This window comes from Glaciecola sp. 33A (assembly GCF_002836745.1).
In the GTDB taxonomy this organism is placed as follows: domain Bacteria; phylum Pseudomonadota; class Gammaproteobacteria; order Enterobacterales; family Alteromonadaceae; genus Glaciecola.
This window is the reverse complement of record NZ_PJAR01000027.1, coordinates 77,116-102,123: the sequence shown is the minus strand read 5'-3', so window position 1 is coordinate 102,123 and position 25,008 is coordinate 77,116. Positions and strand designations below refer to the sequence as shown.

The window sequence follows — 25,008 nt, the reverse complement described above, 5'->3', positions numbered from 1 at the left end:
TATCCACTGCGCTTTGCACGTTGTAACAAACGCGTCTTTCCATGTGATGCGTATGCATTAAACGGGCATCTGGGTCAGTTTGTGACACTTGCTTATCAGGGTGTTCATTCACTTCTTTTTCAAGCGCTTTACCTTCAACTAAACGCGCTTCAAGCTATGCCAGTTTTGACGTTGATACTGTGGTGTCGATATCCTCTTCATCGCCGTCTTTGGTGTCCATTTGATTTAAGTATTTTCAATACTTTTCTCTACTCGGTCGATATGGAACCGGCGAGATGATTGAATACGATTTAAGTAACCGCAGATATAGAGTTTTAGCATCGTGGATGGATGATAGCCTGGGCGGCCAGTTAGCTTAGCATTAACTGCCTCGAAACCAAGAGCGAGTAAATCAAGTTGGTCGACAAACACATCGATGACTCTTATTGGACTGTCTTCGGTAACAAAGTCATCAATTGCTTCAGGGAAAAGCGTTGTTTGCGCTCTTGATTGACCTTTAATATGGTGAGACATTGCAGATTTCCTCTGATTTGGCTTACCATCTATTATACTAAACTTGACTATTAATTTGGATCGCTTACTAAGACTGATTGACCATAAGCATTATCTGCTTAGACCAAAAGGTGATCAATCGTTTTTATACAGGCTGGGCAGATGGCCGACGGATAGAGGAAGTTGATATTGAAGGGTTTTAGCAGCAGAATACAGCAATTTAATTCTTCGTTCATATGTCTGCAATTGTCGGATCTGCTGCTATTAGAATACTAACCATTGACTACGAAAAATATAATTTCATGCCCATTCAGTTACAATCTTTAATGCCTAGTTTCAAACTTTAATATACTCGGACATTTGGTGAAAGGACATGTTGTAGCGATACCGCAATATTGTCACCTCCCCAAATGCCAATTACATATCCGAAAACCGATTAGCCGATTGTACTATTCGCTTTATTTCGTTTTCCTCAATGTCTTTTATCGCATCAAGCAATTTTTTTGCGCTGTCTATATCGACACGGAAATAAATATGAATGTACAACTCAATAACTTGTTCGTGATGGTTTACTATTTTTTCCATAATGTGCGACATATCTAATTCTTCAAAGAGTGAGTCACAATGGACATACTCAATAATCGTGTGTTTTTCGATATAATCGACACACCAGGTATTCAATGCTTTTTCGTCAGCGGTATTTTCAAACCCCTGTACAATGTTCTCTAAATTCTCTTCATGCTCTGATAAGTAACTAAGAATCATTCTTGCTCGTTCATCTTTATTTTGTTTAGAGCTATGTTTTAAGCTGATTTTTAAATTTTTGTGAAATAAAACCGTCCAATTGAGTACATCTCTAATTGTTTCAACTTGCATATTGTTACTCCTAATTTTAGTAGTATCTGGCTCCGCTTATTTACTCAGGACTAGTTGCATTACGCGGTAACGCCAAGGTTTATATCTCGCAATATTCAAGCCCAAATTCAGCATATCTAGAACTGCCAAAAACCTTAGCCGCACTTAACTCAACGAAAATTGCCCACCGGCTCCGGCTCACTTATGTAATCTATATCGATGGCTTGGTTACTGACGATGCAAGACAAAGTGATCAGCGCAAATTGAATTGCAGTTGTCATTTTTTGTATCTCCCATGCTTGCTTTCCCCCCTGGCGATAGTCTAACTAAACACTTTTTCGTTGTAATGTTTTAAATTCTCCTTCATTTGAACCAGATGCAGCAGTCGAAGGCTACAAACTACAGCGAACCTTCAGGGTTTAAAATTAGGGATAACCCTTACTTGAGCTCGGGAATCTCTTATTTCATAAAATTAATTACCGCTCTATCATACCATTCAAACATAGATTGATCGGGTCACTTTGGACTTAGTTCATCCTGCATCGAACACGAGATTAGGAGGTGATACTGATGGTTGTCGACTCGCATCTAAGCGACGTACAACGTATGTTAAAGACCCCCTGCTCGCTGGTTATTTACACTTCTCTTAAAAAGTACATATTTGCAAAAGGCCCAACATGGATCTCCTATCATCAAAACCATTTATTAACCCGGTAATACACCGCGCGGTAAAATGGCACTTATTGCTGAAGGAGGTGGTCAGCCTCTAATCGGAGTAATCCGCAACAAATGGGTGAAATATTTAGACCAGTGGTTAAAAAGGCACTTAAGAAAACCATCCCCCTGATAGGCATTTGCCGGGGAGCCCAGCTGATTAACGTGGTTTTGGGAGGCTCTCTTTTTCAAGATATTAGATCGTTACGCCAGCATACTTACAATCGGCCTGCAATGGCATCCTGAATACCTTATTTACCTTCACAATTTGCGATATTTCGTTGGCTTGTTAAGTGCACCAAAAGACGTACCGTTTAAATGCTCGATTGCGCCTGCTTGCCACATGTTTTATACCATTCCATATAAAAGAGTGCTCTAATTGCTCTCCGAATTCAGGAGCAGAGCAAGATTTGCTTAATCAGGAGACTTTGCTTTTCTCTGTGCTCTGCGTGTCCTCGGTGGTTCAAACATCTTATTCTCTGGCCTTTCAACTACTACAAACCCGTGGCCAAAATGACTTGACCACTTCACCTATTGTTTTAAGGGAATATCTTCAAGTAGCTTTATGATAGTCCTATTATTTTTATGTTTAGCTATATCAATGAGATAGTTTTTTTCAAGCTCTTGCATTGCTTCGTTTTCCAATAACTCTTTTACCAATAATTTTTTTACCAATTGTTCTTCCTCATTCACTATGGAGGTGTTCAAGGCCGCAAAGTTTCCAATATTCGCTTTATTTTGATGCGTCTTGTTCGTTCTCATTAGTTTTACTCCGTTAATTATCCGTTATTAAGTTTTTAATTTAAGCAATATTATCGTGTCTGCTACATTCAATTTTCTGTATAAGCTAAACATGTAAAACGATCTCTGATGGTGTTTTCAGAAGCGTTTTTGCAATCAGTTAAAGTCACTTTTATTTGGACGTCTAAAACTCACTCAACCAACTGGATGCATACTAGTTTTTAGGGCTTAACTCACCGGTTTGGGTGTCTTGCAAATACTGAAATAGTTCGCTGTCAGTCGACAGCACCAATGTCGTATTTTGACCAAGGGTCGGCTCAAGAGCCTGCAAAGAACGGGTAAATGCATAAAATGCGACAGCTTGTTCATTTTGATTGTAGGCTGAAGCGTAGATAGCGGCGGCTTTTGCGTCGGCTTTACCTCGAATTTCTACTACCTCACGATAGGCTTCCGATTGAATCTTATCCAGGTCTCGCTCTCGATTGCCTCGTATGCGTGCAGCTTCACCTTTACCTTCTGACAAAAAGCGTTCCGCTATTTGACGACGTTCGCTTATCATGCGCTCGTAAATTTTAGGCCGTACGCTTTCATTATAATTAATGCGTTTAAAGCGAATATCCATGAGCTCAATACCGAACACTCGGACTTTTTCAGCAGCTGCATTGAATATATCTTGCTCTACGACTAAGCGGCCCTTAGTAATGGGCACCAAACTGCCAATATTCTGCTCTTTTTCAGCTTGGGTGAGTGATGCGTCACGTAAAGGCTGGCGATCTTTAGTGGTTCGAATAATTTCAATTAGCTCGTGTGTGGCTACTGCGTTTCGGGTTTCACTACCAAAAATATCATCCAGTCTAGATTGTGCGCTGCGCTCATTGCCCAAACGTAAGAAGTATTGCAGAGGGTCAGTCACCTGCCAACGTGCATAAAGACTGACAGAGATATAGAGTTTGTCTTTGGTCGGCATATCAGACGGTGTACCTTCCCATTCCAATACTCGCTTATCAATAGTATTAACTTTCTGAACAAATGGCAGCTTAAGTTGTATACCAGCGTCAATAATGGGCTCTCCCACTGGTTTGCCAAACTGGGTAATAATCGCCTGTTCTACTTCGTTGACGGTATACAAAGCGCTATACAACGTCACTGCTACAACCGCGGCTATGATACTGCTGCCGGCTATCAAATAAGGTTTCATGGTTGTTGTCCTTTTATTTTTTGAATGCTGGGAGGCGTTAAGTTGAGCAAGGGCAATACACCGAGCGCTGCGTTATCAATAATAATTTTGTCTTTAATCGTTGGCATCACTTCTTGCATTGTTTCTAGATATATTCGCCTGCGAGTTACTTCCGGTGCCTGCTGGTACTCAGCAAACAGTGCATTAAAACGGAGTGCGTCGCCCTCGGCCTCATTAATTCGTTTAAGCCGATAACCGTCGGCTTCCCTTATACGTTGGTCACGTTCCCCCTCGGCCAGCGGAATAATGCGGTTATATTCACGTCGAGCCTCGTTGATCAGCTTCTCTTTTTCTTGCTGAGCTTGATTAACTTCATTGAATGAAGCCTGCACTGGGACAGGAGGGTTAATATTTTTTAGCTGTACCTGATCAATACTTATTCCCATCACATATTGACTTGCTAATGCTTGCATCTTTCTCAAGGCTTCAACCTCAATCTCTTGTCGGCCGATAGTAATAACTTCATCCACTGTTCTATCACCCACCACTTCGCGCATAACTGATTCCGATACATAGCGCAAAGTGCCAGCAGGATCACGGACCTCAAACAAATAATTTTTAGGATCGGCTATGCGATATTGAATCACCCATTCAACCAACGCAGTGTTTAAATCACCTGTCACCATTTGGGTTTCCGCCACTTGATCATTTGCTGGTGAAATACTGGACCGAGTTGAACGAATATTATTATTTGGATTAATGTTCTGATCAGGATCAGTAGCGCCGGGGGTAGAAAACCCAAACTCCTGTTTTAACTGACGTTTGGTCGGTACTATATTGACTCGATCAATTCCTAATGGCACTTTTAAGTGTAAGCCTGGTCGCAAAACTTCTTGGAACTTACCAAATCTTAAGACCACAGCAACAGAATCACTAGGCACTGTGTATAAAGAGGTGTAGGCAGTCATACTCAACAGCACCAAGATTAAAACTGATACACCAGTTTTAAACTTACCACCCGACAACATCTTATATTTATGTAACATTTCACTCGCTACTTTATCTAAATCGGGGGGGCCACTTTTACTTTCATTTTGTGGGGACATGAAGTTCTCTTTTTTTAGAAACTAGAAATCGTTTTATGAGTCTATTCTTATCATCATTTGGGACTTTCATCATGACCTCTTATTTCTCGCCAATTACGTTAATGCAAAAGACTGTCATATAAGCCTAGAGTAATTAATTGAATAGGTATGTAAGGGATAACACTTAGAGTTTATTCTTAACTAACGGGTATAAATAATTAAATTGATTCCGCTTTCGTATTCTGAATAATCGAAAACTTTGTTGTATAAAGGAGTATCGTGGTGAGTGCTTTGGAGAAGTTAACACCACAGATGGAATACCACTTCTTAGGTTAATCCAAAAATATCATGAACTCACTAGTGGAGTTTGGGTGCAAAAAGAGGCCGTGTATCAATACTTTTTTATGGAGATAAACGTGAGCATAAAAACAACTGCTTTTAAGATACAAAATGCGAAAAACACCGAAAAATATACACTTAACGAATGCCCTACCAACATCGCCCCGCTTTATCATTCTAAGAAACATTATAAAAAAAAGCTTAAAAAGCAGGTTAAGAAATTAAGTAAGCTACAACAGTTATTGTATGGGTCTAACAGGTATTCCCTTTTACTGATATTCCAAGCAATGGATGCGGCCGGTAAAGATGGTGTTATTCGTCATGTTATGTCTGGGATTAACCCTCAGGGATGTCAAGTCACCAGCTTTAAACACCCTAGCGCGGTTGAATTAGAACATGATTTTTTATGGCGAACCAACCAAGCATTGCCTGAACGAGGGCGTATTGGCGTATTCAATCGGTCGTACTATGAAGAAGTATTGATAGTGCGAGTGCACCCTGAAATACTCGAAGCTCAGAAAATTCCAGTGGACAATCTGGATAAAGACGACTTATGGGAAGAGCGTTTTCGTTCAATCAATAATTTAGAAAGACACTTGTATAACGGCGGTACTCGCATTATAAAGATATTTTTACACCTTTCGCAGGATGAACAGCAATCACGATTTATTGCACGCATTGATAATCCAAACAAAAACTGGAAGTTTACTGATGCGGATATTCAAGAAAGAAAGTTTTGGCCAGAATATCAAAAGGCTTATCAAGAGTGTTTACGAGCAACAAGCACCAGCAATAACCCTTGGTATGTTGTGCCGGCCGATGATAAAAAAAATGCACGCTTAATTGTTGCCAAAATCATGCATAAAACATTGAAGGCCTTGAATATGAATTATCCGATTAGTGATGAACAACGTAAGCTTGACTTACAGCTATTCAAGCAAAAACTTCTGAAGTAAGCAGTCTGTTATTGTTGACCTAATGCATGGATGCCGATGCGAGCCCATTCCTTGGCAGTGCGCTGATGCTATATGCCGGACCTCACTGTCTTCCGGTATTTTACTCAATATGTTATTGGACACCGGACCTATTTGCCGTTAATTGCATCATAAAACAACAAACAATCTGCATCGTAATATAAATTGATTATGCGGTCTTCCTTACTTGCAGCTAATTATATTGATTCTCCGAATCTTCATTTATCTTTGCCAACATATTTTTAGTGACTAATACTATTCTACCTTGGCTAATTCGGCATCCCCTCACCAAATCCAAGTGTCTATCAATACTTATATTCATTTCATCAGGAATAGTGCAACCGGTGTCTATAATTGCTCAATGAATATCAACATTGCGTCCAATATCTACTTGAGGAGGAATAACGGATAGCTCAATTAGGGCATTGCCAATACCAACAAGTAAATACCTGATATAAATGCTGCTATAGTCACCCCCCTACTTTTTAGATTGATATCTGTATCTTTGCTCATTTGCGGGATTAAATCTGCCGCACCAATATAAATAAAATTGCCCGCCGCAAAGGGAATAAGCCAAGAAACATCGAATTGAAACGATAATATATAGGCAATTAATCCTCCAAATAAAAAAGTTAGCCCCGATAGAAAATTGAAAAGTAGTACTGAAAGCTTGGACCAGCCACCATGTATTAACACAGCAAAATCTCCTAACTCTTGCGCCACCTCATGTGCTGCGGCTACAAACCAACAAACAATGCCTAAACGAATATCTATTATAAACGCACCGGCTATTGCCACACCGCCCAAAAAATTGTGGAGCCCATCACCAACTAGAATCAGATATGTCAAAGGCTCCTTGCGCTTCATTGGCAGTTGATGATTATGATGCCAATAAAAAAATCGCTCAAGGACTAAAATAGCTGTAAATCCACAACCGATTAATATGCCAATAGTCATAATGCTGAGATTGGCTTTAAGGGCGCTTGGGATCAAATGAAAAAACGCTCCACCAAGAAGCGAACCGGCAGCAAACGTTACTAAAAGTTTTAGCACTTTTTCAAGGGTCGATGGGATCAGTAGCAGAATTAAACTGCCTACCAGTGCTATTGAACTCATCGATACTCCACTGATAATTATCCAGCTCAGTGTCGACATTAAGCTGCTCCTACTTTCAGTTGTTGCGAGGTAGTATAAAAAGCGAAGATTAAGATTTATTAAGTCAGCCGCGCTCAAATGGAATTGTTGTTAGATTCTCATTTTTGTCCGATTGCTTCTATTGTGGATACCCCTTACTAGAGAGCGTCAATATGAGGAAACCCCTAATATTTGTAACTTTCGTTTCTAGTCAACATGAAGGTTGCTGGATTTATAGAATTTCTCAAAATAAAAACATCTCACTTTTTTGAGTCCACCACTCCCAAGCTAGATGGGCTCTTTTTTTAACTTAAGGCGAGGAGTTTTATACAGAAAAGAAGCATGTTCATTCCAAAATTACAATTCACTAATATTGATAATTCTGAAAATACGATAGACTAGTAGCTCGATTTTTGAATATAAGTTTGGTGCGATTGCCACAATGCAAAAAAACTAATTTAGTTGCTCATAAATAATCTTAATCCTGACTAATTCTGCAAGTGTTCTCACTTTTAGCTTCTCCATAACATGAGAACGATGTACTTCAACAGTGCGCTCGCTGATCCCAAGATCTGCTGCAATTACTTTGTTCATAGACCCATCCGCTACTCGTTCAAACACTTCGTATTCACGAGCTGATAACGAATCGACTTTACTTTTACTATTGTGTTCGTTGATTATTTTTTCATCAATTTTAAGCGCTTCATTGATGCGGTCAATCAAATCCTGTTCCTTAAATGGCTTACGAATGAAGTCGATTGCCCCTAGCCTCATAGCCTCTACAGCCATGGGTATATCCCCATGGCCAGTGATAAAAATGATAGGTATTAAGCAATTAAGCTGTTTAAGTTTGCGTTGAACTTCTAAACCACTCATCTTGGGCATGCGTATGTCTAAAATTAAACACCCTGTCATTTTGGCGTCATATACGTCTAAAAATGCGCTACCTGAAGCGAAACTTCGCGACTCTAGGCCAATTGATTCAAGTAGCATTTCCAATCCATCACGGATACCTTTATCATCATCAATTATAAAAACCGTCTGTTTATTTGTCATTGGGGATCCCTTCTTCATGTATTGGCAAGGTAAAGTAAAAAATAGCGCCTGCCGGTTTATTTTTAGAAAAGTGAATATGGCCACCATGCTCTTCTACTATGCTTTTAGAAATTGAAAGTCCAATACCTGTGCCATTCTTTTTAGTGGTCGAGAATGGGGTAAACAATTCGTTAATCATCGAATTAGGAATTCCACAGCCCGTATCTATTACTAATATTTTAATATAATTATCAGCTTTAATTTTTATTTGAAGTTTTATTTGAAGTTTTATTATCGCGCCATTTTTGCAATCTATCGACTGCATTGCCTCCATGCCATTACGCAGTAAATTGAGGATAACTTGTTGTATTTGTACGCGATCAACAAATACATTCTTTTTCTGATGACAAGGAAGCAGTTGTATTTTGATATCACGCAACCTAGCCTCTGACTCTGCTAGTTTTTTCACTTCATCTATCAACATATTGCTATCAAGTACTTCTTTAGACCGGTCTCCCTGTCTTGTCATCATCTGCACACGTTCAAGCACCGAGCCTGCACGAAGAGATTGTTGACTAATCTTATCAAATAACTCTGGGAGTCTTTCAAATTTACCTATTTCGCAGAAATTTTTAGCGGTTTGAGAAAACAGTGAAATAGCAGTTAAGGGCTGATTGATTTCATGTGCAATACCCGCGGCCATTTCACCCAACGCATTTAGTCTGTCTGCGTGAGCCATTTGTTCGATATGCGAACTGGCTTCGTCTTCTAATACTCGTTGTTGGGTAATATCTCGAATCAGCTCAACATACATTTTTTCCTCATGGTTGGGAATTTCACTGACAGATAGGTGAATGGGGAACGTTGTGCCATCTTTGCGCTTGGCCACAAGTTCTCGCCCGGTTCCAATAATATGGGTTTTGTTGGTTCTTTTATATTGGGCTAAATACTGGTCGTGATGCTCGTTATAGGATCGTGGTATTAGAGTTTTCACATTTTTATCTTTTACTTCACTAAAGGTATAGCCAAACATCTTTTGTGCCGCATCATTAAAGCTTAGGATCAGTCCCTTATTGTTAATAGTAATAACGGCCTCGACCACGGAGTTAACTATTGCTTGAGAAAATGCGTAACTTTGAAGCAGGTCAACTTCAGCCTGCTTAATAGAGGTGATATCCGCAATGAAACCTTCAATTATGAACTCGTCATTTATAATAGAACTTACTGGCTCTCCCCTTTCCAATACTAAGCGCACATCATTATTTTTAGTTATGATGCGATATTCAAGTTCAAAAAGGTGCTTTGTTTTTAGGGCTTGGTTAATGGTTCGGCATACCCGTTCATCGTCGTCGGGGTGAATCAATTTACCCCATAATATGTTTTGTTTCTCGAATTGCTTTTTTGAATACCCCGTCAAAAGCGTACATCCCTCACTAACGAATATCATGGGCCTGTTAGTTCTATTAGAAGCTTGATAAGCCATCCCCGGAAGATTTTTGAGTAGTTGTTCTGTTTTCTTGCGGTCATCTTTAGTTAGTTTTGTTTTATTGCGTGCAGACATTAATGTATAAACTGCTAGGGTAATAAAAATGCTCAATAAAATGCCAAGCACAATTAAAAGACTGAACATTCTGAAGAGTATAAAGGGGCGAAATTCATTGTTGGGCACAAGATTAACTTGCCATCTCTGACCCAGTATTTCAAAAGCTGCTTGCCTGTCCCATGTCCCTGAAGTCGGTGGGTGTTTAGTTTGGTCTGAATAGACTTTTTGATCGTCAATAAATAAAGTGAGCTTATACTCTGCTAGTAAATAGGTAGGTAATACAGATTTAATATAGGGATCAAAAAGAAGCACATTGACGATGAAACCTTCTACTTTTTTACTGGTTAGTGTTTTGTTCAAGACTGGAACGTAAATCCCTAATCCTCGGTTCCCATTAATTGAAGTCAGTGGAACCGCTATCACTTTACTGTTTTGTTGTTGATATTTTAATTTGGCTAGTAGCGCCATGGGCTGTGAGGCCAAATCAAAATCTATCGCTGTTTCACTCCCTTCAATCGGCATTCTTCTGAGGACGTGAAATGAACTATCCACCCAAACAATTGAATGGTATCCCTGCTTAGAATAATACAAAGCCTTGCTGAGTAGATCCCATTCATTATCTGACATAATATTAGAAGTTTCAGACAATTTAGCAAACTCGGTAAGCGATTCCATCCGCCTGTAAATATCTTCTTCAAGTACTGTTTTAATTCCATCTGCAGTACTTTGTGTTACCCGGTCAATGTGTGCTCGCTCTTGTCTCTCGATATACAACAGAACAAATGCAATGAAACATGCTGAAAATACACCTGCTATAACTGAATACCACAAGATAGCGTTCTGCGGTGAAAAAGAGATGTGCCTTTTGTCATTTTCCAATATTATATTCCACCTAAACTAATCCTTATTAACCAATATGGATTGCCTGTTTTTTGATGTCAACTATATAGAGGTATATTAGGTGATGGCTTCCCGGATCACTGATGAAATAATTAGGTCTAGCCTTAACTGTCCATCTTAGGGTCTTGCGACTGCCTCAACTATCTGCAGAGTGATTGATTATTAGGAGGGGGGATAGCGATGTCCGGCATAAATAGTAGTATTTTTCATGCCCAGATTATCGCATGTTTCTGAGTCAACTCGTTAACTTGGCATTACCGTAGAGTAAGTTGATGACGCCGAATGCGCCATCGTAGATAAAGGTAATTCACTCAACGGAGTTTAAGAACGTGCGGATTTCGCTGCATCTAACTCGGTTTGGCTGTTGGCAGTGAGTAAATCACCATCAGAAGATTCAAGATGTGCACGAATAAACCATTGGAACTGCTCAAGATCAGTCAACTGACCAATTAGCATATCTTCCGATACCGGATCAAGTTCTGACATTTCACCAACTGCTTTGCGATGGTCGCTGTTTACCCCGTTATATACCAAATCAAGGGCACCCAAATGCTCGATGGCCAATGCTTTACCTAGCGAATAGTCATGCCAAGTGCGACGGTCAGCAATAGATTGTGGGGTTCCTACCGGTGAGCCGCCCAACGTAGCTATTCGCTCTGCGATGGTGTCTGTCATCTCGCGTACTGCGTCTACTTGGGGGTCTAGCATTTCATGAACACCGATGAAATTGGGACCAACAACATTCCAATGAACGTGCTTTAGTGTAAGGGCTAAATCGACCAGCGCTACCATGCGATTATCTAACGTAGCTATTGCTCGATCAGTAGACGTTTCGTCCATGCCTGGCACTGTGAATTTCGTTGCTTTTTGCTGATTGCTTTTATTACTTATGGTCATTATTTCTCCTGTATGGTTCAAAATAACCGGAGAGGTGTAACTTGCCAAAATCGGCAAAAGCGCCTCTCCTTGACTCATTCACGCTATCAAACTAGCAAGGCCTTTGTCAAATAAGAGAAAGGAAAGCTCTTTACGATAGGCCTCACGCGCGGGCAACGTGGAAAAAACAGTCCAAAACTAAACGACCTGGAAGGTAGTCAAATCACTAAACATTATCACGTCATAGGGATGTCGTGGCTAGCAGGGAGTGCTCAGCGTCGGTGGCCGGCGAGTAAGTATAACCCCTATTGCATAGATCAGGGTGGTGTATTATTGTTCATAAACTCCTAACCAAGTAATCAACGATTACCAATCGAGTATGCCGATGAAGAACACATGCACCGATATCGACCAATTCATGGCTGGCTTGCGCAAGCGCAATCCAGGCCAGGAAGAATTTCACGAAGCCGTCCAAGAGGTGGCCGCCGACGTGCTGCCATTCATCGCGAATCACAAAGACTACCAAGGTGAATGCCTGCTGGAGCGCCTAACCGAACCCGACCGCATCATCTCATTCCGCGTGAGCTGGGTCGATGATGAAGGCAACGTCCGTGCCAACCGTGCTTGGCGAGTGCAGTTCTGCAACGCCATCGGTCCTTACAAGGGCGGCATGCGTTTTGACGCAACCGTCACCGAGAGCGTGCTGAAGTTCCTCGGCTTCGAACAGATCTTCAAGAACAGTCTTACCGGCCTGCCTATGGGCGGTGCCAAGGGTGGCTCTAACTTTAATCCGAAAGGCAAGAGCGATGGCGAGGTGATGCGCTTCTGCCAGTCACTGATGACCGAACTGCACCGCTACATCGGCCCGGATAAGGACGTGCCCGCGGGAGACATAGGAGTCGGCGCGAGGGAGATCGGCTACATGTTCGGCCAATATCGTCGCCTATCGCACACCTTCACCGGTGCAATGACCGGCAAGGGAATCTCGTTCGGTGGTAGTGTCGGCAGGAAAGAGGCGACTGGCTACGGCGTCGTCTACTTCATGCGCGAGATCCTGTGCGCGGTCGATGATGGCATTAAAGGCAAGACAGCCGTCGTCTCTGGCTCCGGGAATGTAGCTCTCTACTGCATCGAAAAGTTAGTGCAGCTCGGAGCCAAGCCGCTGACCGCTAGCGACAGCTCTGGGTTCATCCACGATCCTGACGGCATCGACGAGGAGAAACTCGCCTTCCTCAAAGATTTGAAAGAAGTGCGGCGTGGGCGCATCGAGGAGTATGCGGAGAAATTCGGTTGCACTTTCACAGAGGGACGCCCATGGGGAGTGAAAGCCGACCTGGCATTTCCATGCGCCACGCAGAACGAGATGAACGGCGACGAAGCGAAATCATTGATCGACAACGGGCTGATCGCACTGGCCGAAGGCGCGAACATGCCCTGCGAATCCGAAGCGCAGCACCTGCTAAGGAAGCACGTGCTCTACGCTCCCGGCAAAGCGTCCAACGCAGGCGGTGTGGCCGTATCTGGATTGGAACAAAGCCAGAACTCACAACGCATCAGCTGGTCGCTCGAAGAAGTCGACAAGCGTCTGCAGGGAATCATGAAAGACATTCACGACAAGTGCATCAAACACGGCGAAGGTAAAGGGGCGGGTGATAAAACCGACTATGTGCGCGGGGCAAACATCGGTGGCTTCATCAAAGTGGCGGATGCCTTGCAGGAGTGCGGCGTCTTATAACTTTCATTGCAACAGGCCAACCCAGAACACGCGGCCGCCATATTCAAAAAGTACTGTGTATTCGATGGCCTCAGCAATGCGCTCGGTACTATCAACTTATTGGTATTAGACGGTAAAAACCAGTTTTCAACCGCCTACGCCTAATGTTGAATGGAACTAGCCTGCGACCATTCGTTAAACGCTCGTTCTCGAAAGAACCGATAATTTGTAGCACTCATTAAATGGCGAGCAAGCCGAAATAGATTATTAACCACTCCATGACAGCAAAGAACTCGTTGAGCCTGGCGTCGTGATTTAAATTTCCTCATCTGCCTTTCCTGTTGTTGACTCGGTTGATGGGATAATTCGCATCGGTTGTTTTCGTAAGGCTCGGTTGAGTGTTTCACGCTAGATATTAGCTCTTTCTTTGCTGCTGAATAACTGCCTAATTTATCGGTGACTATCCTGATTTGACTACAATACATTTGACCAAATTTTTCACACCAATTTCTGATAGTTTCGTAACTGACGGCAACGCCTCTTGCTGCCAGCAATTCTTCGATGTCACGAAAGCCGCGTGTAAACCTATGATAAAGCCATACAGATAGTCTATCCGTTGAAAAACTTTTCTGTCCCCGCCTGCTTAACCAAAAGTTATCAAATTAATTATATAAAATAGAGGCTATCTGCATCTTAATAGCGAATACGAGTCTTTCTTAAACTATATTGATTGCATCTCTTCTTGACCTAATTTCTCTCCAGCAACCTCGTAGCTGCCGTGGAAGCGAACGTCAGGTTTGGTTAAACTCTTTAGCGATAATAGGGTATGAAAAATACTACTATTTCTGCTGGATACTTCTATCCATAGGCAATTATCAGTCGTGCTATGTGGCTTTATCATAGATTTGTTTCTTGTCATGGAGTCGTTCATAATCTGTTTAAGCTTGGTTGCTATTTAACGAAAGCGAATAATAAAGACTCATCCGAGACAGATCCTCCGTTGAATGGAGAAGGGCGAGCTATGTCTAAAATTGGGCATAGGTAGTTAACGTGCCATTCAATTCAAGCGTCCTGTTACCTTGACAGTCCGCTATTAAATTGTATATAACTTATAGACAACATCTCACTTCCTGCATTTTATAATATCATTTGAACTTGGTGTTAAAATTTATGACTCAGACTAAAAATGTTGAATTGCTTCTTCGAATAACCGAACTGAGTAGCCAGCTTGAAGATGCTCATAAAGCTTATAAATGCGTTGCTTTGCAAGCAGAAACTGTCGCCAATATTGCAAAAAATAAAGAAGAAGAGTTACAAGCTCAAATTATAGTCTTAGAAACTACACTGGATAGAACGAGAAAAATTAATCGAGACCAACTCAAAAATGATAAATCCAACTATGCGGAACTCATGGCCACGGTCGAAGAGTTAGATGTCGCCAACATAGATAAAGGTATATGGGCTGCTCAGCTAGTCATAGCCAAAGAACAATTGGTCTCCGAAAATCAAGATAAAGATGCACGTTTAGCTGCGCTAGATATCGCCAACAAAGAGAAAGATCAACGAGCGGCTGAGTTAGTTATCGCCAACAAAGACAAAGATGCACGGGCAGCTGAGCTAGTCATCGCTAAAGAAAAACTAGTTTCTGAAAACCAAGAAAAAGATGCGCGATTGGCTGCATTGGACATCGCCAATAAAGAGAAGGATCAACGCGCTGCTGAGCTAGTCATTGCTAATAAAGAAAAAGATGCGCGTGCGGTGGACCTAGAGAGAGCCGGAGAAAAAGCTAAAGCTTCACTGCAAGAAAAAGAGGTGCTTCTTAAAGAAGTGCATCACCGAGTTAAAAATAACTTACAAATAATTTCCAGTATGTTGTCACTTCAGGCACGAGCTGAATCTGACGCAGCCTCTAGAAAAGCGCTAGAAGAATGCCAACGGCGCATAAAGGTTATGGCTCGCATCCATGAGAGTCTTCATCGATCCAATAATGTCACAGCTGTTGACGCCAGAGACTACATCAACGCGATTGCAGCAGACACGGTTGATAGCAGCCAGATTAATAGTCAACATGTGGAGACTCTCGTCGAAGTGGACAAAATAAATATCGACATAGATACCGCAATCGTTTGTGGACAAATTTTCAGCGAATTGTACTCTAACTGTATAAAACACGCCTTCCCTGACGAACGTTCTGGAAGCATTAAAGTGATAATGCGAGGAGCTGAAGAAGGAAGGATGGAATTGAAAGTTGTTGATGATGGTATTGGACTTCTGGAAGGGTTTAATATTCATGAAAGTGCGACTCTAGGTATGAAATTGGTAGGTGCACTGACGACACAACTCAATGGCAAAATTACTATAGACGGTTCCTGCGGCACTTCTGTGCGGATTACTTTTGAGGGGAAAAAATTATGACCAAGAAACGTGTACTTATCGTTGAAGACCAAGCCATCACTGCATTCGATGAATCAGAGATCATGCGTGAGCTTGGTTATGAGGTAATAGGTATTGCCATGTCTGCTGAAGAGGCGATCATCCAATCTCACAGGGACTTGCCAGACCTAATTTTAATGGACATTAAGTTGAACGGTGAAATGAATGGTCTACAAGCTACCTTAATAATCCAAGAAAGGGACAACATACCTGTCATTTATGTAACCGCCTACGGAGACAAAACGGTATCTGTATCTGGCGAGTTGCCCATACCTAATGGTATCGGTTATATCGTCAAACCATTTAACAAAGAAGAGTTGAAAAGCGAGGTCGAGAGAGTGTTATCTTCATCAAAGAGTTTGTAAAAGCTGATTAGATAGCACTTCAAACACCCAGTCTAATGCGCCGGCTCCCGACTCCAAGGAAAGTGGTGCGTGACCCCTTCCATTGGTTGCCAAGTAACCTAATTACCCGGCTAGTCGTATCATCATAGCAGGTTAAAAAGTCATGAGGAAAGTGCTTTAATATGGTCCATGCAGTCTAACTAGGGTATTCACAGGCAAGGCCAGCAAAGTGCCTTAGAGCCAACCGTCATAAACCACAGGCTTTTCTCGATAGCGCTTATATCGAAGTAACCCTTATTATTGTCCATAAACATAATTATTGCTGACATAATCACTGTTAAAATCGCCTTTCTTCGGTTCATCCATACTCAAATATGCAAATGCCAAGCTATCATGGACTTGCGGAGCATTCGGAAAAATTGAAAAAAAATAGCTAAAAATATCAATCGATTCTTTCCATGAGCTTGCTTTCAGCAATTGCATTCCTAATTCATTGATAGTTCCTCCGATAAACTGCGTGTACCCCTTAGCTGCGTAATATTTTTGAAAGTTTATGTAAAAACTCTCTTTGCCATCTTTTTTGTAAATGCCATATGCATAGTTAATCTCAAGAGGATGAGTTTCTTCATAAGTGCCCACTTTAATGAACGGCTGAATTCTTCCAGATATAGACTCTGCTATTAATTTATCGGCATTTGCCAAGACGATTACTTCAATTCCATCTACCAAATTAACTTCTACAGCAGCACTCACAACAACATCAGTTAAAGAGCCGTCGTATCAGTAACTATATCTAGTTGATTGGTGTTTTGCTGTGGTATCGACTTTAAATGATGTATTTTGTAAATTTATGCGTTCGTAAATATCCTTGTTCAAAAGGTCTTCAAAGGATTGGTTTGTGACTTTTTTCTAGTGTGTCAAATGCTAGTTGGTTTTCTCTGTACTCTGCTGTGAATATATCAGCGAATCCTGCACGATAATTGAGTAGTCCTTTATAATTACTTTTGAGGATATTTCTGTCGGAAAACCTAATTCATATTGGTCAATTGTATCTTCTAAGCTTAGTTTTCCTAACTCTAACTTCTGAAGAATAAGCACTTTAGTATAATTTTTAACTATTGAACCCAATGCAAATTTTGTATTGATTAAGTTATACTTTTTTCATTTTTATCTTCATAACCGTATGAGGCTTCAAAAAACACTTGGCCGTCTTTTGCTAGCAACAAACTTCCTGAAAATCCTCCCGTTACATGATATTTAGATGCAATCTCCTCAGCAATGATGGTTAATTGGGGAAGTCATTCTTTCGAACGGTTTGAAGTGGCATTAGCTGCAGAGAAAAAGGCGCTAGCAATAAGTAAAATTGTTGTAATATAAGGACGACTGAACACTTTAAACACAGCCCTCTGTCGAATTAAAACCATCGATAAGGCGGCAAAAATAGCAACCTACTGCCGAGCATGCAAGAGTACGCTAGTAGCTTTAAAAGACAGTTTTGATAGAGCATCGTTGCGGCTGCTTTCTGCCTATTTGAGACCGCCATCAGATTATTCTTGCAACCTTGGCGAATGGCACTGCGCAGTAATCCAATAAAAAGCGCTTACTGTCCGCTTTCTTGCATTCCGGCTAATTCGCTTATCCATAAGCTCTGAGTTCCAAACATTGATTTATCGAATTATTATGGTAATTGGGCTTTGGATTTTCTCAGTTCCAAACTTTACGAAGTTTTTACAAAGTCTAGGTAGGATGAACCGCGTGTTGCGAGACGTTTCAGTTTCACACATTAATACACTCAAATCGGAGAGTTAATATTAAAAGAATGTCTAATTGGTTTGAGAGTGTTCATTGAGAAGCCAAAAGATTCAGGTTTCATCTTGAATGGGTTGAAGAAACAGTAGATGAGTATGCAGATGTTTATCAGTCGCAAGACCTAAAATACGTCAGGCAAAAAACTAAGAGCGAAGTTATTCTGAACGCATTCGATCTTACTAGATGCAATGTCAGCGAGAGAGCAAGCTTGTAATATACTACAACATCAACACGGTATTCACTTAAAAAATATAAAATTAAACAATCAGAAGCCTAAGCTGGCAGATAAAACGCTAATTCAATATTTTGTTCGCTGTGCCAACAAGCGTACTACTATTTTTAATTAGATTAATCAAAACTTGGTCACATAGCGGTCACAACCCTACAATCACCCCAAATCTAGCCGCAAAAAAACTCAAAACAATGAAAAAGTGGTGCACCCGGCGCGATTCGAACGCGCGACCCACGGCTTCGGAGGCCGTTACTCTATCCAGCTGAGCTACGGGTGCTAAAAATTTTGCGACGAGATATTAACATATTAAAATAGTAAGGTGTAATGACCTTTGCTTTTTGTGTCGATTTTTACTACTGTAAAGTGGCCATGTCATCTATGTGCCAAATTCTAAACTTACTGGATAATTACCGGTCGTAAATAAATTCAATAGTCACTGATAAACTATTGGCTAATTATTACACGTTTACTTTCCAAAGGGGCATAAAAAGATAGCGTACTAATAATGCTTTTACTTTCCAAAGGGGCATAAAAAGATAGCGTACTAATAATGCTTTTACTTTCCATTGTTAGATCTATCTCAATAGTAAAGTACTTTTTCTTCATATCTAATCGCTGCCCCACCTCTTAAACAGAATGCCGACCATCAATAACTTGTCTTACTGCTTTATCTTTAAATTCCGGTGTATAATGTTAGTTGCTCATATGTTTCCCCTATGCTGATACTAGACGATCTTTGTCTATCAGACTGAGGGATGTCCAGAAATGCTTATACAGCCTCATTTTTAACGCCCTTTTAATCCCATAATTTCACAGCTACATCTGATTCACATGTATTTTATGTAAGCTTGTTCTATTAACATGCATTTACTGCTCTAATTTCATCACCAAACAACCTAATGCAGTTTTTATTTCTGAAACTGGCAAAGGGGCTTATTCCTTGTTTTCGAATATCTATCAGCTGCTGTTCTGATAATAAATATTCGCCACAGGCATGTAACTTTTGCTCGTCACCAGCTGTATATACAAAGGCAGGGAGTTCTGTGATGTTTGCATCAAAAGGCACGAAGCCATGATATTGCCTGACTAATAATCTGGCACAGGCAAAGGACGAATTCCCCCATAACAATTCATTATGCTGATGTGTCTGGCGAAACTCTTCAAACTTAAAGCCATCGACCTCTTCGTGCTTTGCACCATAAGGAATACGCAACAGTACTCTTGGATATGTAAGCGCTACATGACTCGACTGAGGCGTTTTTCTAAATTCGGTCCAAAGCGATGTTTCATCAGCTTTAATTAGGTCATCGCCTGCCGCTGCGACCAATTGACATTTAAGTGTTTCAGCCAAACTAGCGAGGTAATTTAACCTTGTAATATCCTCATTGTCGGCTGAAAACAGATAATTACCAATCAGCACATCATAAGTATCAAGATCGGTGTCTTTTATATGTTGACTGAGTTTAGTTACTAAAGTTGGATCACCGGCGACTGCGCTTTCAAGTGCTTCGTCATCGGTATTGATGATATAGAAAAGTTGATTTTCATCATCATATTCTTCATTAAAGACAACATCTCTAACAGATCGCCACGCCGACTCTAATGCCTGAAATTCCTTGGCATGTATGATTGAATTCATTAATACTTCCATAGCGGTATCAATAAACATCATCAGATTTTGATGTTCAGGTGTTGCATTTTTAATGATATGCGGGCTCAGTAAGTGAGCCAAAAAGCGATCTACACTTCCTTTGCTTTCAGCGCCAGATTCAGTGAGTGCAACAGGGGCTGACTGTTTTTGCCCCAAAAGACGCTCAAACATATCATCACTATTTTCTGCCACCACGGTTTTACTCATGTTATCCGTATCTATTCCTTGTGACTCTGGCTCAGAGCCTAATTGAAATCTTGTGATTATCTCTTGAGCCGCTTGCTCAGAAGTCACTGAATGGCCTAGCTCATTTTTTAAACGACGTAAATTTTTGAAAATACTGGTTTCAAATATACTATCAGGATGAAAGTCTTCTAATTCGTTAAAGGTAAGTTGGTGCCCCGAAGGCAAATCGACATAAGGGCAAAGCTTAGTCATAACTTTATCAAAGTTATCGATATCAATTTTTACGATTTTGTTAACTGTGTTGTTTTCAATTGCCGATTGAGCACCGCTAAAACCACCCATAAAATATACTCTCATAGGTGTATCTGGCTCACTACGCTGGGCATTATTACTGTTAAATCCATATTCAAAATCGAGTCGACCTGACATTATTTACTCCAAAAAGGTAATCTGATTAATTTTCTATAAGTGGCTAACGACTATACTTCTATTATCGCAGTGGCATCCAAAGGATATGCTAAGGTCTGGTTTGACTAAAGGTATCTTTATCTCCTGTGTCGGCCCAACCGCGACAGGTCCATGCTTGATAAGCGTCTGCATTGTTGACATGCGTTAACATATAAACATCAAGAACGATAGGATTGGCACAACTAATATTAACAAAACACCCATGTTAATGTTAAAATGGATGTCTTTATAATCGTTTGTGTTAGCCCGCTTTAGTGCTCACATTAGTAGTAATAAAAGTAGCTGTTCCCGGTTTAACCGATACTGGATCGGGTTGCGGTCCTGCAGGTGTTGGCATCATCGCTGGGGAGGAAACTTGAAACTTGGCTTGAAACGTTCCACCTTTTATTAAAATCTTTTTACCATTGTCAGTCGTGGCTGTTTTGTTTGTTGGTGTTAATGTCACGCTGACTGTGCCTACACCCGGAATAACAAAGGGAGGACTGATATACGGCATGGGTGCTAATAACATCTTCGGTAATTCATCACCTTCTAAACACACAGGCATACCCATAACCATGAAATTGGCACTTGATCCAATAAGAGGAATGGGAGGGATCAAGGTGGGAACAACAGCCGGCGGCGAAATGGTGATTTTTAGCATATCTGACGTTCTTAATATATAGTCCGCTGGCATCGTCTCACTCCTATTATTAGCTTGTTTAGTATATTAACTGGTACTTACCCCTATAAAGTAAGCTCATTTATAATACGGCAATTGTAGAAAAATTCCATTCATAATAATCGGAAAAGCACAACCAATGCGATAAGATCGCCCCGTTGATTGCTGCCTCAATTGTCAAACTGTCACCATGCCTTCGCTTCAGCCGAGTTGTTCTTTTGCTCATGTCCCCTTTTTGTAAGCTTGCTAAAGTTTCTGGTTAAATGTTGGCAATGATATTTCAAAAAAATAGGGACCCTCTCCCGTAAGCTCACAGAAAGTATATTGTCGTGGGATGGTACTAATTATTAATTAATCAGATGTCATTTTTGAGTTTTATTGACTTATAAAATATGACTCTATGCCTTTTTTTCTTTCACCCTAATAAAGTTTTCATGGCTATAGACACTTGTAAACACGATTGTTTTTTTGTCGACGGCGACTGCAAAAGTAAGCTCCGAATCTGTCTGCAAAACTTCATGGCGATACTTTTTAACCTCGTCACAGAGAAAATTATTACAGGTGATAGAGCGCACATCTCTTGGTAAGGTACATCCTTTGTTACCTTGAAAAACGCAAGAGTTTTGATAACTTTGTTTAGGGAAATAATCACTGTATAAATCAAGCAAATCTTTTTCAGAAAACTCAGCGGGTTTAGATGCTAACAAGTTTTTTAATGTTGGGTAATCGACAAATGCATGTGTTTGTCCTAGCCGGCAACAGTAACCCATACAGGTAGCACATGCATTTCCTAATAGTTGAGCTTCATTTTTTGGTAAAGGTGGTTCGAGTTGCTCAGAGTAAACGCGATTGGCAGATGGATTATGTGTTTTAACGTCTTTATATATCATGCTGACATGGCGTAAAAATTCGAGTTTCCGTTTCTGACCTAACTCTGTTAGCTGGTTGGTATTTGCAGGTAACAAAGCAATCAGTGGAGAGGTTTTTTTTAATTCTTTACGTAATCGTGATGGTAATTTTCGGGTAGGGGTGTGCTTTATAAATTTTTCAAGTTCAGCGATCACCTGAGCGGTTAAGCGCTGTTTATTTTCAGCTACGTAAAGTTGAACCTTAGCACGCTGGCAAATAGGCTTTTCACAATACGGGCTCCGGGCTTGCTCAATAAAAGATAAAGTCTCTTTGCAATGCGCGCACTGATAAGGTGACATGGTAATTTACTCCTTTTCAATAAATAGTTATGTTACTAAAGATAAATATTACAGAAAAAACAAGGATGCAGTGAGTTATTTGAATTAAGAATTGAGGATTGAGGATTGAGGATTGAGGATAAAAGCTCAATAAGGTTAGTGACCTCCTGATATAACTTGCCCATCAACACTTGAGCTATTCCTTTATTTTATGGATGTAGATACCTTTGTATTGATGGCTAATCATGTGCATTTGCTCGTCACGCCTGAAATGGAAAAAGGGGTGAGTCAGCTGATGCAGTCATTGGGACGGTATTATGTTATCTACATCAACAAAACCTATCAGCGCACGGGTACCCTATGGCAAGGTCGCTATAAATCGACCTTGGTTGATAGTGCTAACTACTTTTTGTTGGTCAGTCGCTATATTGAGCTCAACCCTGTCAGAGCAGAGCAGTGGGTTACAGGCGGTGGAGCACCTCGGGCGCTTTGGACATTACATTCCCGCCTTAACGCTTCAGGAAATACGCGATGCAACCAACAAAGCCTGGGTGTTAGGTGAAGACCGTTTTAAACGACAGATTGAGCAGTAAACGGGAAGTAGGTCAGAGTCACTGGTTAACGGTGGAGATAGAAGATCTAAGACCTTTAGAGAAATAACGTAGCCATCACTGCGTTTCAACGTCTCTGACCCCATTAGTTGTCGATTTGATGTTAAAACACATTTTGAACTTCGAGAATTGCATATGCATATGGATAAAAACTGACTGTACTTAATTGTAAGTTGTTAGTTACGTTCAGTCAGTATTTGTTGCTTAACCCAAGTTTTAGGAATAGCCAGTGACTATACTCATAAAACTTCGTATCTATAGGGATACTCATTACAATAATTGCTATGAGAATATTTTACATCGTCCAGATAAAGCTTAATCTATGTAAATAATATTCATATCGAAACATATAAATTAAGCAAGCGCACAATAAGCAACCGAGTAACGTACATCGTTTACCAAGGTTTTGATTGTTACAGTATAAGCCTGAAAATAACTCGCTGATGTAAATGGTTTGCCTGGGCTGTTATAAATGGCAGTTAAGGCATCGAAAGTAGGCCGGCCTAAGTTGATTTGATTAGATAAACCTTTAAGTCCACCAATCGCTGCTTTAGCAATATAATGCTCATACATCCAAGTCCCAACAGAAGCATTCTTATCAGAAATCTTATCATCAGACATTTTTTTTCCACGATAATCACCGGCCGCAATATTCGCAGCTATAGATTTACATGCCTGCGCGCCGCCATTTTCTAATGCAACATAATCCATATAACTCATTAAAAAGAATGCTGATTCAATTTGATAAAAACCGTCAGCTATTTTGCAAAATTGCTCTACCTTTTTACCTGTTTTTAAGACATTTATAATAGCAGCTTTGGCTTCCTCGCGACCGATATTAGGCATAATGATTCCTTTTGTTTTATTAGTAATAAAAAAGACCGATTAAGTTGATTATTTAAATAGTAGATTTTTAAATTCTTGATCTCATAACAGTATAGATAATATTAACGCCCTATCCGATATAATCAACCCATAGTAATACAGTGAAAATCCGGCTTACCATTTTCTGAAAGTGAGTATAGGTAGAATAAAACATCATTTTTCATAAAATGTCAATTCATATTGTCTTATATTTTATATATCGTCATCCCTTCTATATTAATGTTGCCCACAAACCTCATGGGCACCTTTTTAAACTAAATCCCTAATGACTCGACCCATAAACAAACTCACCACCTTCAGCCGTCACTTTCACCTTAGAAATAGGTGAACCTTCCAGCAAATGCGTCAAAAACTGATTACTAATTTCCGGCAACAAAGTATTGGTCAAAATAGAATCAATCATCCGTCCACCACTTTCTAGTCCAGTACAACGACTGACCACTAAATCAACCACCGAATCGTCATATACAAAATCAATGCCTTGACCTGTTTCAACACGATGCTTAGTTCTATCCAGCTGTAAGCGGGTGATAGACTTGATCATATCGTCTGATAAGGGGGAGTAAGGGATAGTCACGATACGCCCGAGTAAAGCGCCGGGGAATACCCCTAATTGTGGCTCCCGTAAGGCTTTGACCAATCCTTCTAATTAATAAGACACCCATTTTAAATTGATAAAGATTATCATGGGTGTCTATGTAAGTTCCGGACCTGAGATGAACGAGGCTTGGGCATAAGTAACTCCTTTCAATTTGCGCTATTTTAATTGGTGTTATCAAAGCTTAGTGCAGTAAAAAAAACAGTCAAATTATTATGGGTGGCCTATTAAAGTTGTTATTAGAATTCCAATCGTCTTAAAAATATAAGTTACAGTAATTATCCACTATAGAGAGCATCGATTTATATTAAATTAAGGCTAAAGTAGGGAGTCCCTTCCTTTCATGACGGAAACTCCAATTCAG

At 40.5% G+C, this 25,008-nt stretch carries 21 protein-coding genes, 1 tRNA gene and 1 pseudogene; 6 read left to right on the top strand and 17 right to left on the bottom strand.

Translation table 11 applies throughout. From position 1 onward, the window contains the following. Both CXF81_RS04245 and CXF81_RS04240 read right to left on the bottom strand, forming a co-directional pair. Positions 1-513, bottom strand: a pseudogene (locus CXF81_RS04245) (transposase); the annotation flags it as partial. Positions 514-909: 396 nt separating this feature from the next. After that, positions 910-1,368, bottom strand: coding sequence for an ATPase (locus CXF81_RS04240; RefSeq protein WP_101180127.1), 459 nt, complete (start codon positions 1,366-1,368; stop codon positions 910-912). Between the two features lie 768 nt (positions 1,369-2,136). Between CXF81_RS04240 and CXF81_RS04235 the strand changes: the two genes are divergently transcribed. After that, a complete protein-coding gene (locus tag CXF81_RS04235; protein ID WP_101180126.1) occupies positions 2,137-2,307 on the top strand; it encodes a gamma-glutamyl-gamma-aminobutyrate hydrolase family protein in 171 nt (56 codons plus the stop codon). Between the two features lie 285 nt (positions 2,308-2,592). Here the strand turns inward: CXF81_RS04235 and CXF81_RS04230 are convergent, their stop codons facing one another. From CXF81_RS04230 to hflK, 3 genes are all read right to left on the bottom strand, one after another. Further along, positions 2,593-2,823 carry a hypothetical protein gene (locus CXF81_RS04230; RefSeq protein WP_101180125.1) on the bottom strand — a complete coding sequence of 77 codons (231 nt, stop codon included), beginning with the start codon at positions 2,821-2,823 and terminating at the stop codon, positions 2,593-2,595. Positions 2,824-3,016: 193 nt separating this feature from the next. Further along, positions 3,017-4,000 carry a protease modulator HflC gene (gene hflC, locus CXF81_RS04225; RefSeq protein WP_101180124.1) on the bottom strand — a complete coding sequence of 328 codons (984 nt, stop codon included), beginning with the start codon at positions 3,998-4,000 and terminating at the stop codon, positions 3,017-3,019. Beyond that, positions 3,997-5,085, bottom strand: coding sequence for an FtsH protease activity modulator HflK (hflK, locus tag CXF81_RS04220; RefSeq protein ID WP_101180123.1), 1,089 nt, complete (start codon positions 5,083-5,085; stop codon positions 3,997-3,999). The genes hflC and hflK overlap by 4 nt, the downstream gene beginning before the upstream one ends. A 395-nt stretch (positions 5,086-5,480) precedes the next feature. Here hflK and CXF81_RS04215 point away from each other — a divergent pair, with 395 nt between their 5' ends. Next, a complete protein-coding gene (locus CXF81_RS04215) occupies positions 5,481-6,359 on the top strand; it encodes an ADP-polyphosphate phosphotransferase (RefSeq protein WP_232771775.1) in 879 nt (292 codons plus the stop codon). A 435-nt stretch (positions 6,360-6,794) separates the two neighbouring features. Here CXF81_RS04215 and CXF81_RS04210 read toward each other — a convergent pair whose 3' ends face one another. From CXF81_RS04210 to dps, 4 genes are all read right to left on the bottom strand, one after another. Further along, positions 6,795-7,493, bottom strand: coding sequence for a ZIP family metal transporter (locus CXF81_RS04210; RefSeq protein WP_232771774.1), 699 nt, complete (start codon positions 7,491-7,493; stop codon positions 6,795-6,797). Positions 7,494-7,964: 471 nt separating this feature from the next. Further along, on the bottom strand, positions 7,965-8,567 hold the full coding sequence (locus CXF81_RS04205; RefSeq protein WP_101180120.1) for a response regulator transcription factor: 603 nt from the start codon (positions 8,565-8,567) through the stop codon (positions 7,965-7,967). Further along, on the bottom strand, positions 8,557-10,968 hold the full coding sequence (locus CXF81_RS04200; protein ID WP_101180119.1) for a PAS domain S-box protein: 2,412 nt from the start codon (positions 10,966-10,968) through the stop codon (positions 8,557-8,559). Before CXF81_RS04200 ends, CXF81_RS04205 begins: the two co-directional genes overlap by 11 nt. A gap of 342 nt (positions 10,969-11,310) precedes the next feature. Then, complete coding sequence (gene dps / locus CXF81_RS04195) at positions 11,311-11,886, bottom strand: DNA starvation/stationary phase protection protein Dps (RefSeq protein ID WP_198556318.1); 576 nt, start codon at positions 11,884-11,886, stop codon at positions 11,311-11,313. Between the two features lie 364 nt (positions 11,887-12,250). Here dps and gdhA point away from each other — a divergent pair, with 364 nt between their 5' ends. Beyond that, positions 12,251-13,600: an NADP-specific glutamate dehydrogenase gene (gdhA, locus tag CXF81_RS04190; RefSeq protein WP_101180118.1), complete on the top strand. Its 1,350-nt coding sequence runs from the start codon at positions 12,251-12,253 to the stop codon at positions 13,598-13,600. Positions 13,601-13,740: 140 nt separating this feature from the next. Here gdhA and CXF81_RS04185 read toward each other — a convergent pair whose 3' ends face one another. Continuing rightward, positions 13,741-14,133, bottom strand: a complete 393-nt coding sequence (locus CXF81_RS04185) for a DDE-type integrase/transposase/recombinase (protein WP_369828634.1) — start codon at positions 14,131-14,133, stop codon at positions 13,741-13,743. A 616-nt stretch (positions 14,134-14,749) separates the two neighbouring features. On the opposite strand from CXF81_RS04185, the gene CXF81_RS04175 reads away from it, so the two are divergent. Both CXF81_RS04175 and CXF81_RS04170 read left to right on the top strand, forming a co-directional pair. Beyond that, positions 14,750-15,994: a sensor histidine kinase gene (locus CXF81_RS04175; protein WP_101180117.1), complete on the top strand. Its 1,245-nt coding sequence runs from the start codon at positions 14,750-14,752 to the stop codon at positions 15,992-15,994. Continuing rightward, positions 15,991-16,377 carry a response regulator gene (locus CXF81_RS04170; protein ID WP_101180116.1) on the top strand — a complete coding sequence of 129 codons (387 nt, stop codon included), beginning with the start codon at positions 15,991-15,993 and terminating at the stop codon, positions 16,375-16,377. The genes CXF81_RS04175 and CXF81_RS04170 overlap by 4 nt, the downstream gene beginning before the upstream one ends. Before the next feature lie 276 nt (positions 16,378-16,653). Here CXF81_RS04170 and CXF81_RS04165 read toward each other — a convergent pair whose 3' ends face one another. The 5 genes from CXF81_RS04165 to CXF81_RS20020 all read right to left on the bottom strand — a co-directional run bounded on the left by CXF81_RS04165 (position 16,654) and on the right by CXF81_RS20020 (position 22,571). Beyond that, a complete protein-coding gene (locus tag CXF81_RS04165; protein ID WP_101180115.1) occupies positions 16,654-17,109 on the bottom strand; it encodes a hypothetical protein in 456 nt (151 codons plus the stop codon). Between the two features lie 1,488 nt (positions 17,110-18,597). Next, positions 18,598-18,674, bottom strand: a tRNA-Arg gene (locus CXF81_RS04160). Positions 18,675-19,253: 579 nt separating this feature from the next. Further along, entirely contained in the window at positions 19,254-20,663 is a 1,410-nt protein-coding gene (locus CXF81_RS04155; RefSeq protein WP_101180114.1) for a type VI secretion system contractile sheath domain-containing protein, read from the bottom strand. Positions 20,664-20,943: 280 nt separating this feature from the next. Next, the gene (locus CXF81_RS04150; protein WP_101180113.1) at positions 20,944-21,378 is read right to left on the bottom strand and encodes a hypothetical protein; all 435 of its coding nucleotides are present in this window, start codon (positions 21,376-21,378) and stop codon (positions 20,944-20,946) included. A 383-nt stretch (positions 21,379-21,761) separates the two neighbouring features. Further along, positions 21,762-22,571 (bottom strand): hypothetical protein, encoded by an 810-nt coding sequence (locus CXF81_RS20020; RefSeq protein WP_198556317.1) that lies wholly within the window; start codon positions 22,569-22,571, stop codon positions 21,762-21,764. A 190-nt stretch (positions 22,572-22,761) separates the two neighbouring features. On the opposite strand from CXF81_RS20020, the gene CXF81_RS20605 reads away from it, so the two are divergent. Next, entirely contained in the window at positions 22,762-23,112 is a 351-nt protein-coding gene (locus tag CXF81_RS20605; protein ID WP_369828633.1) for a transposase, read from the top strand. Positions 23,113-23,515: 403 nt separating this feature from the next. Here CXF81_RS20605 and CXF81_RS04135 read toward each other — a convergent pair whose 3' ends face one another. After that, on the bottom strand, positions 23,516-24,007 hold the full coding sequence (locus CXF81_RS04135) for a hypothetical protein (RefSeq protein ID WP_101180112.1): 492 nt from the start codon (positions 24,005-24,007) through the stop codon (positions 23,516-23,518). A gap of 301 nt (positions 24,008-24,308) precedes the next feature. After that, entirely contained in the window at positions 24,309-24,686 is a 378-nt protein-coding gene (locus CXF81_RS04130; protein ID WP_232771773.1) for a hypothetical protein, read from the bottom strand. Positions 24,687-25,008 lie beyond the last annotated feature (322 nt).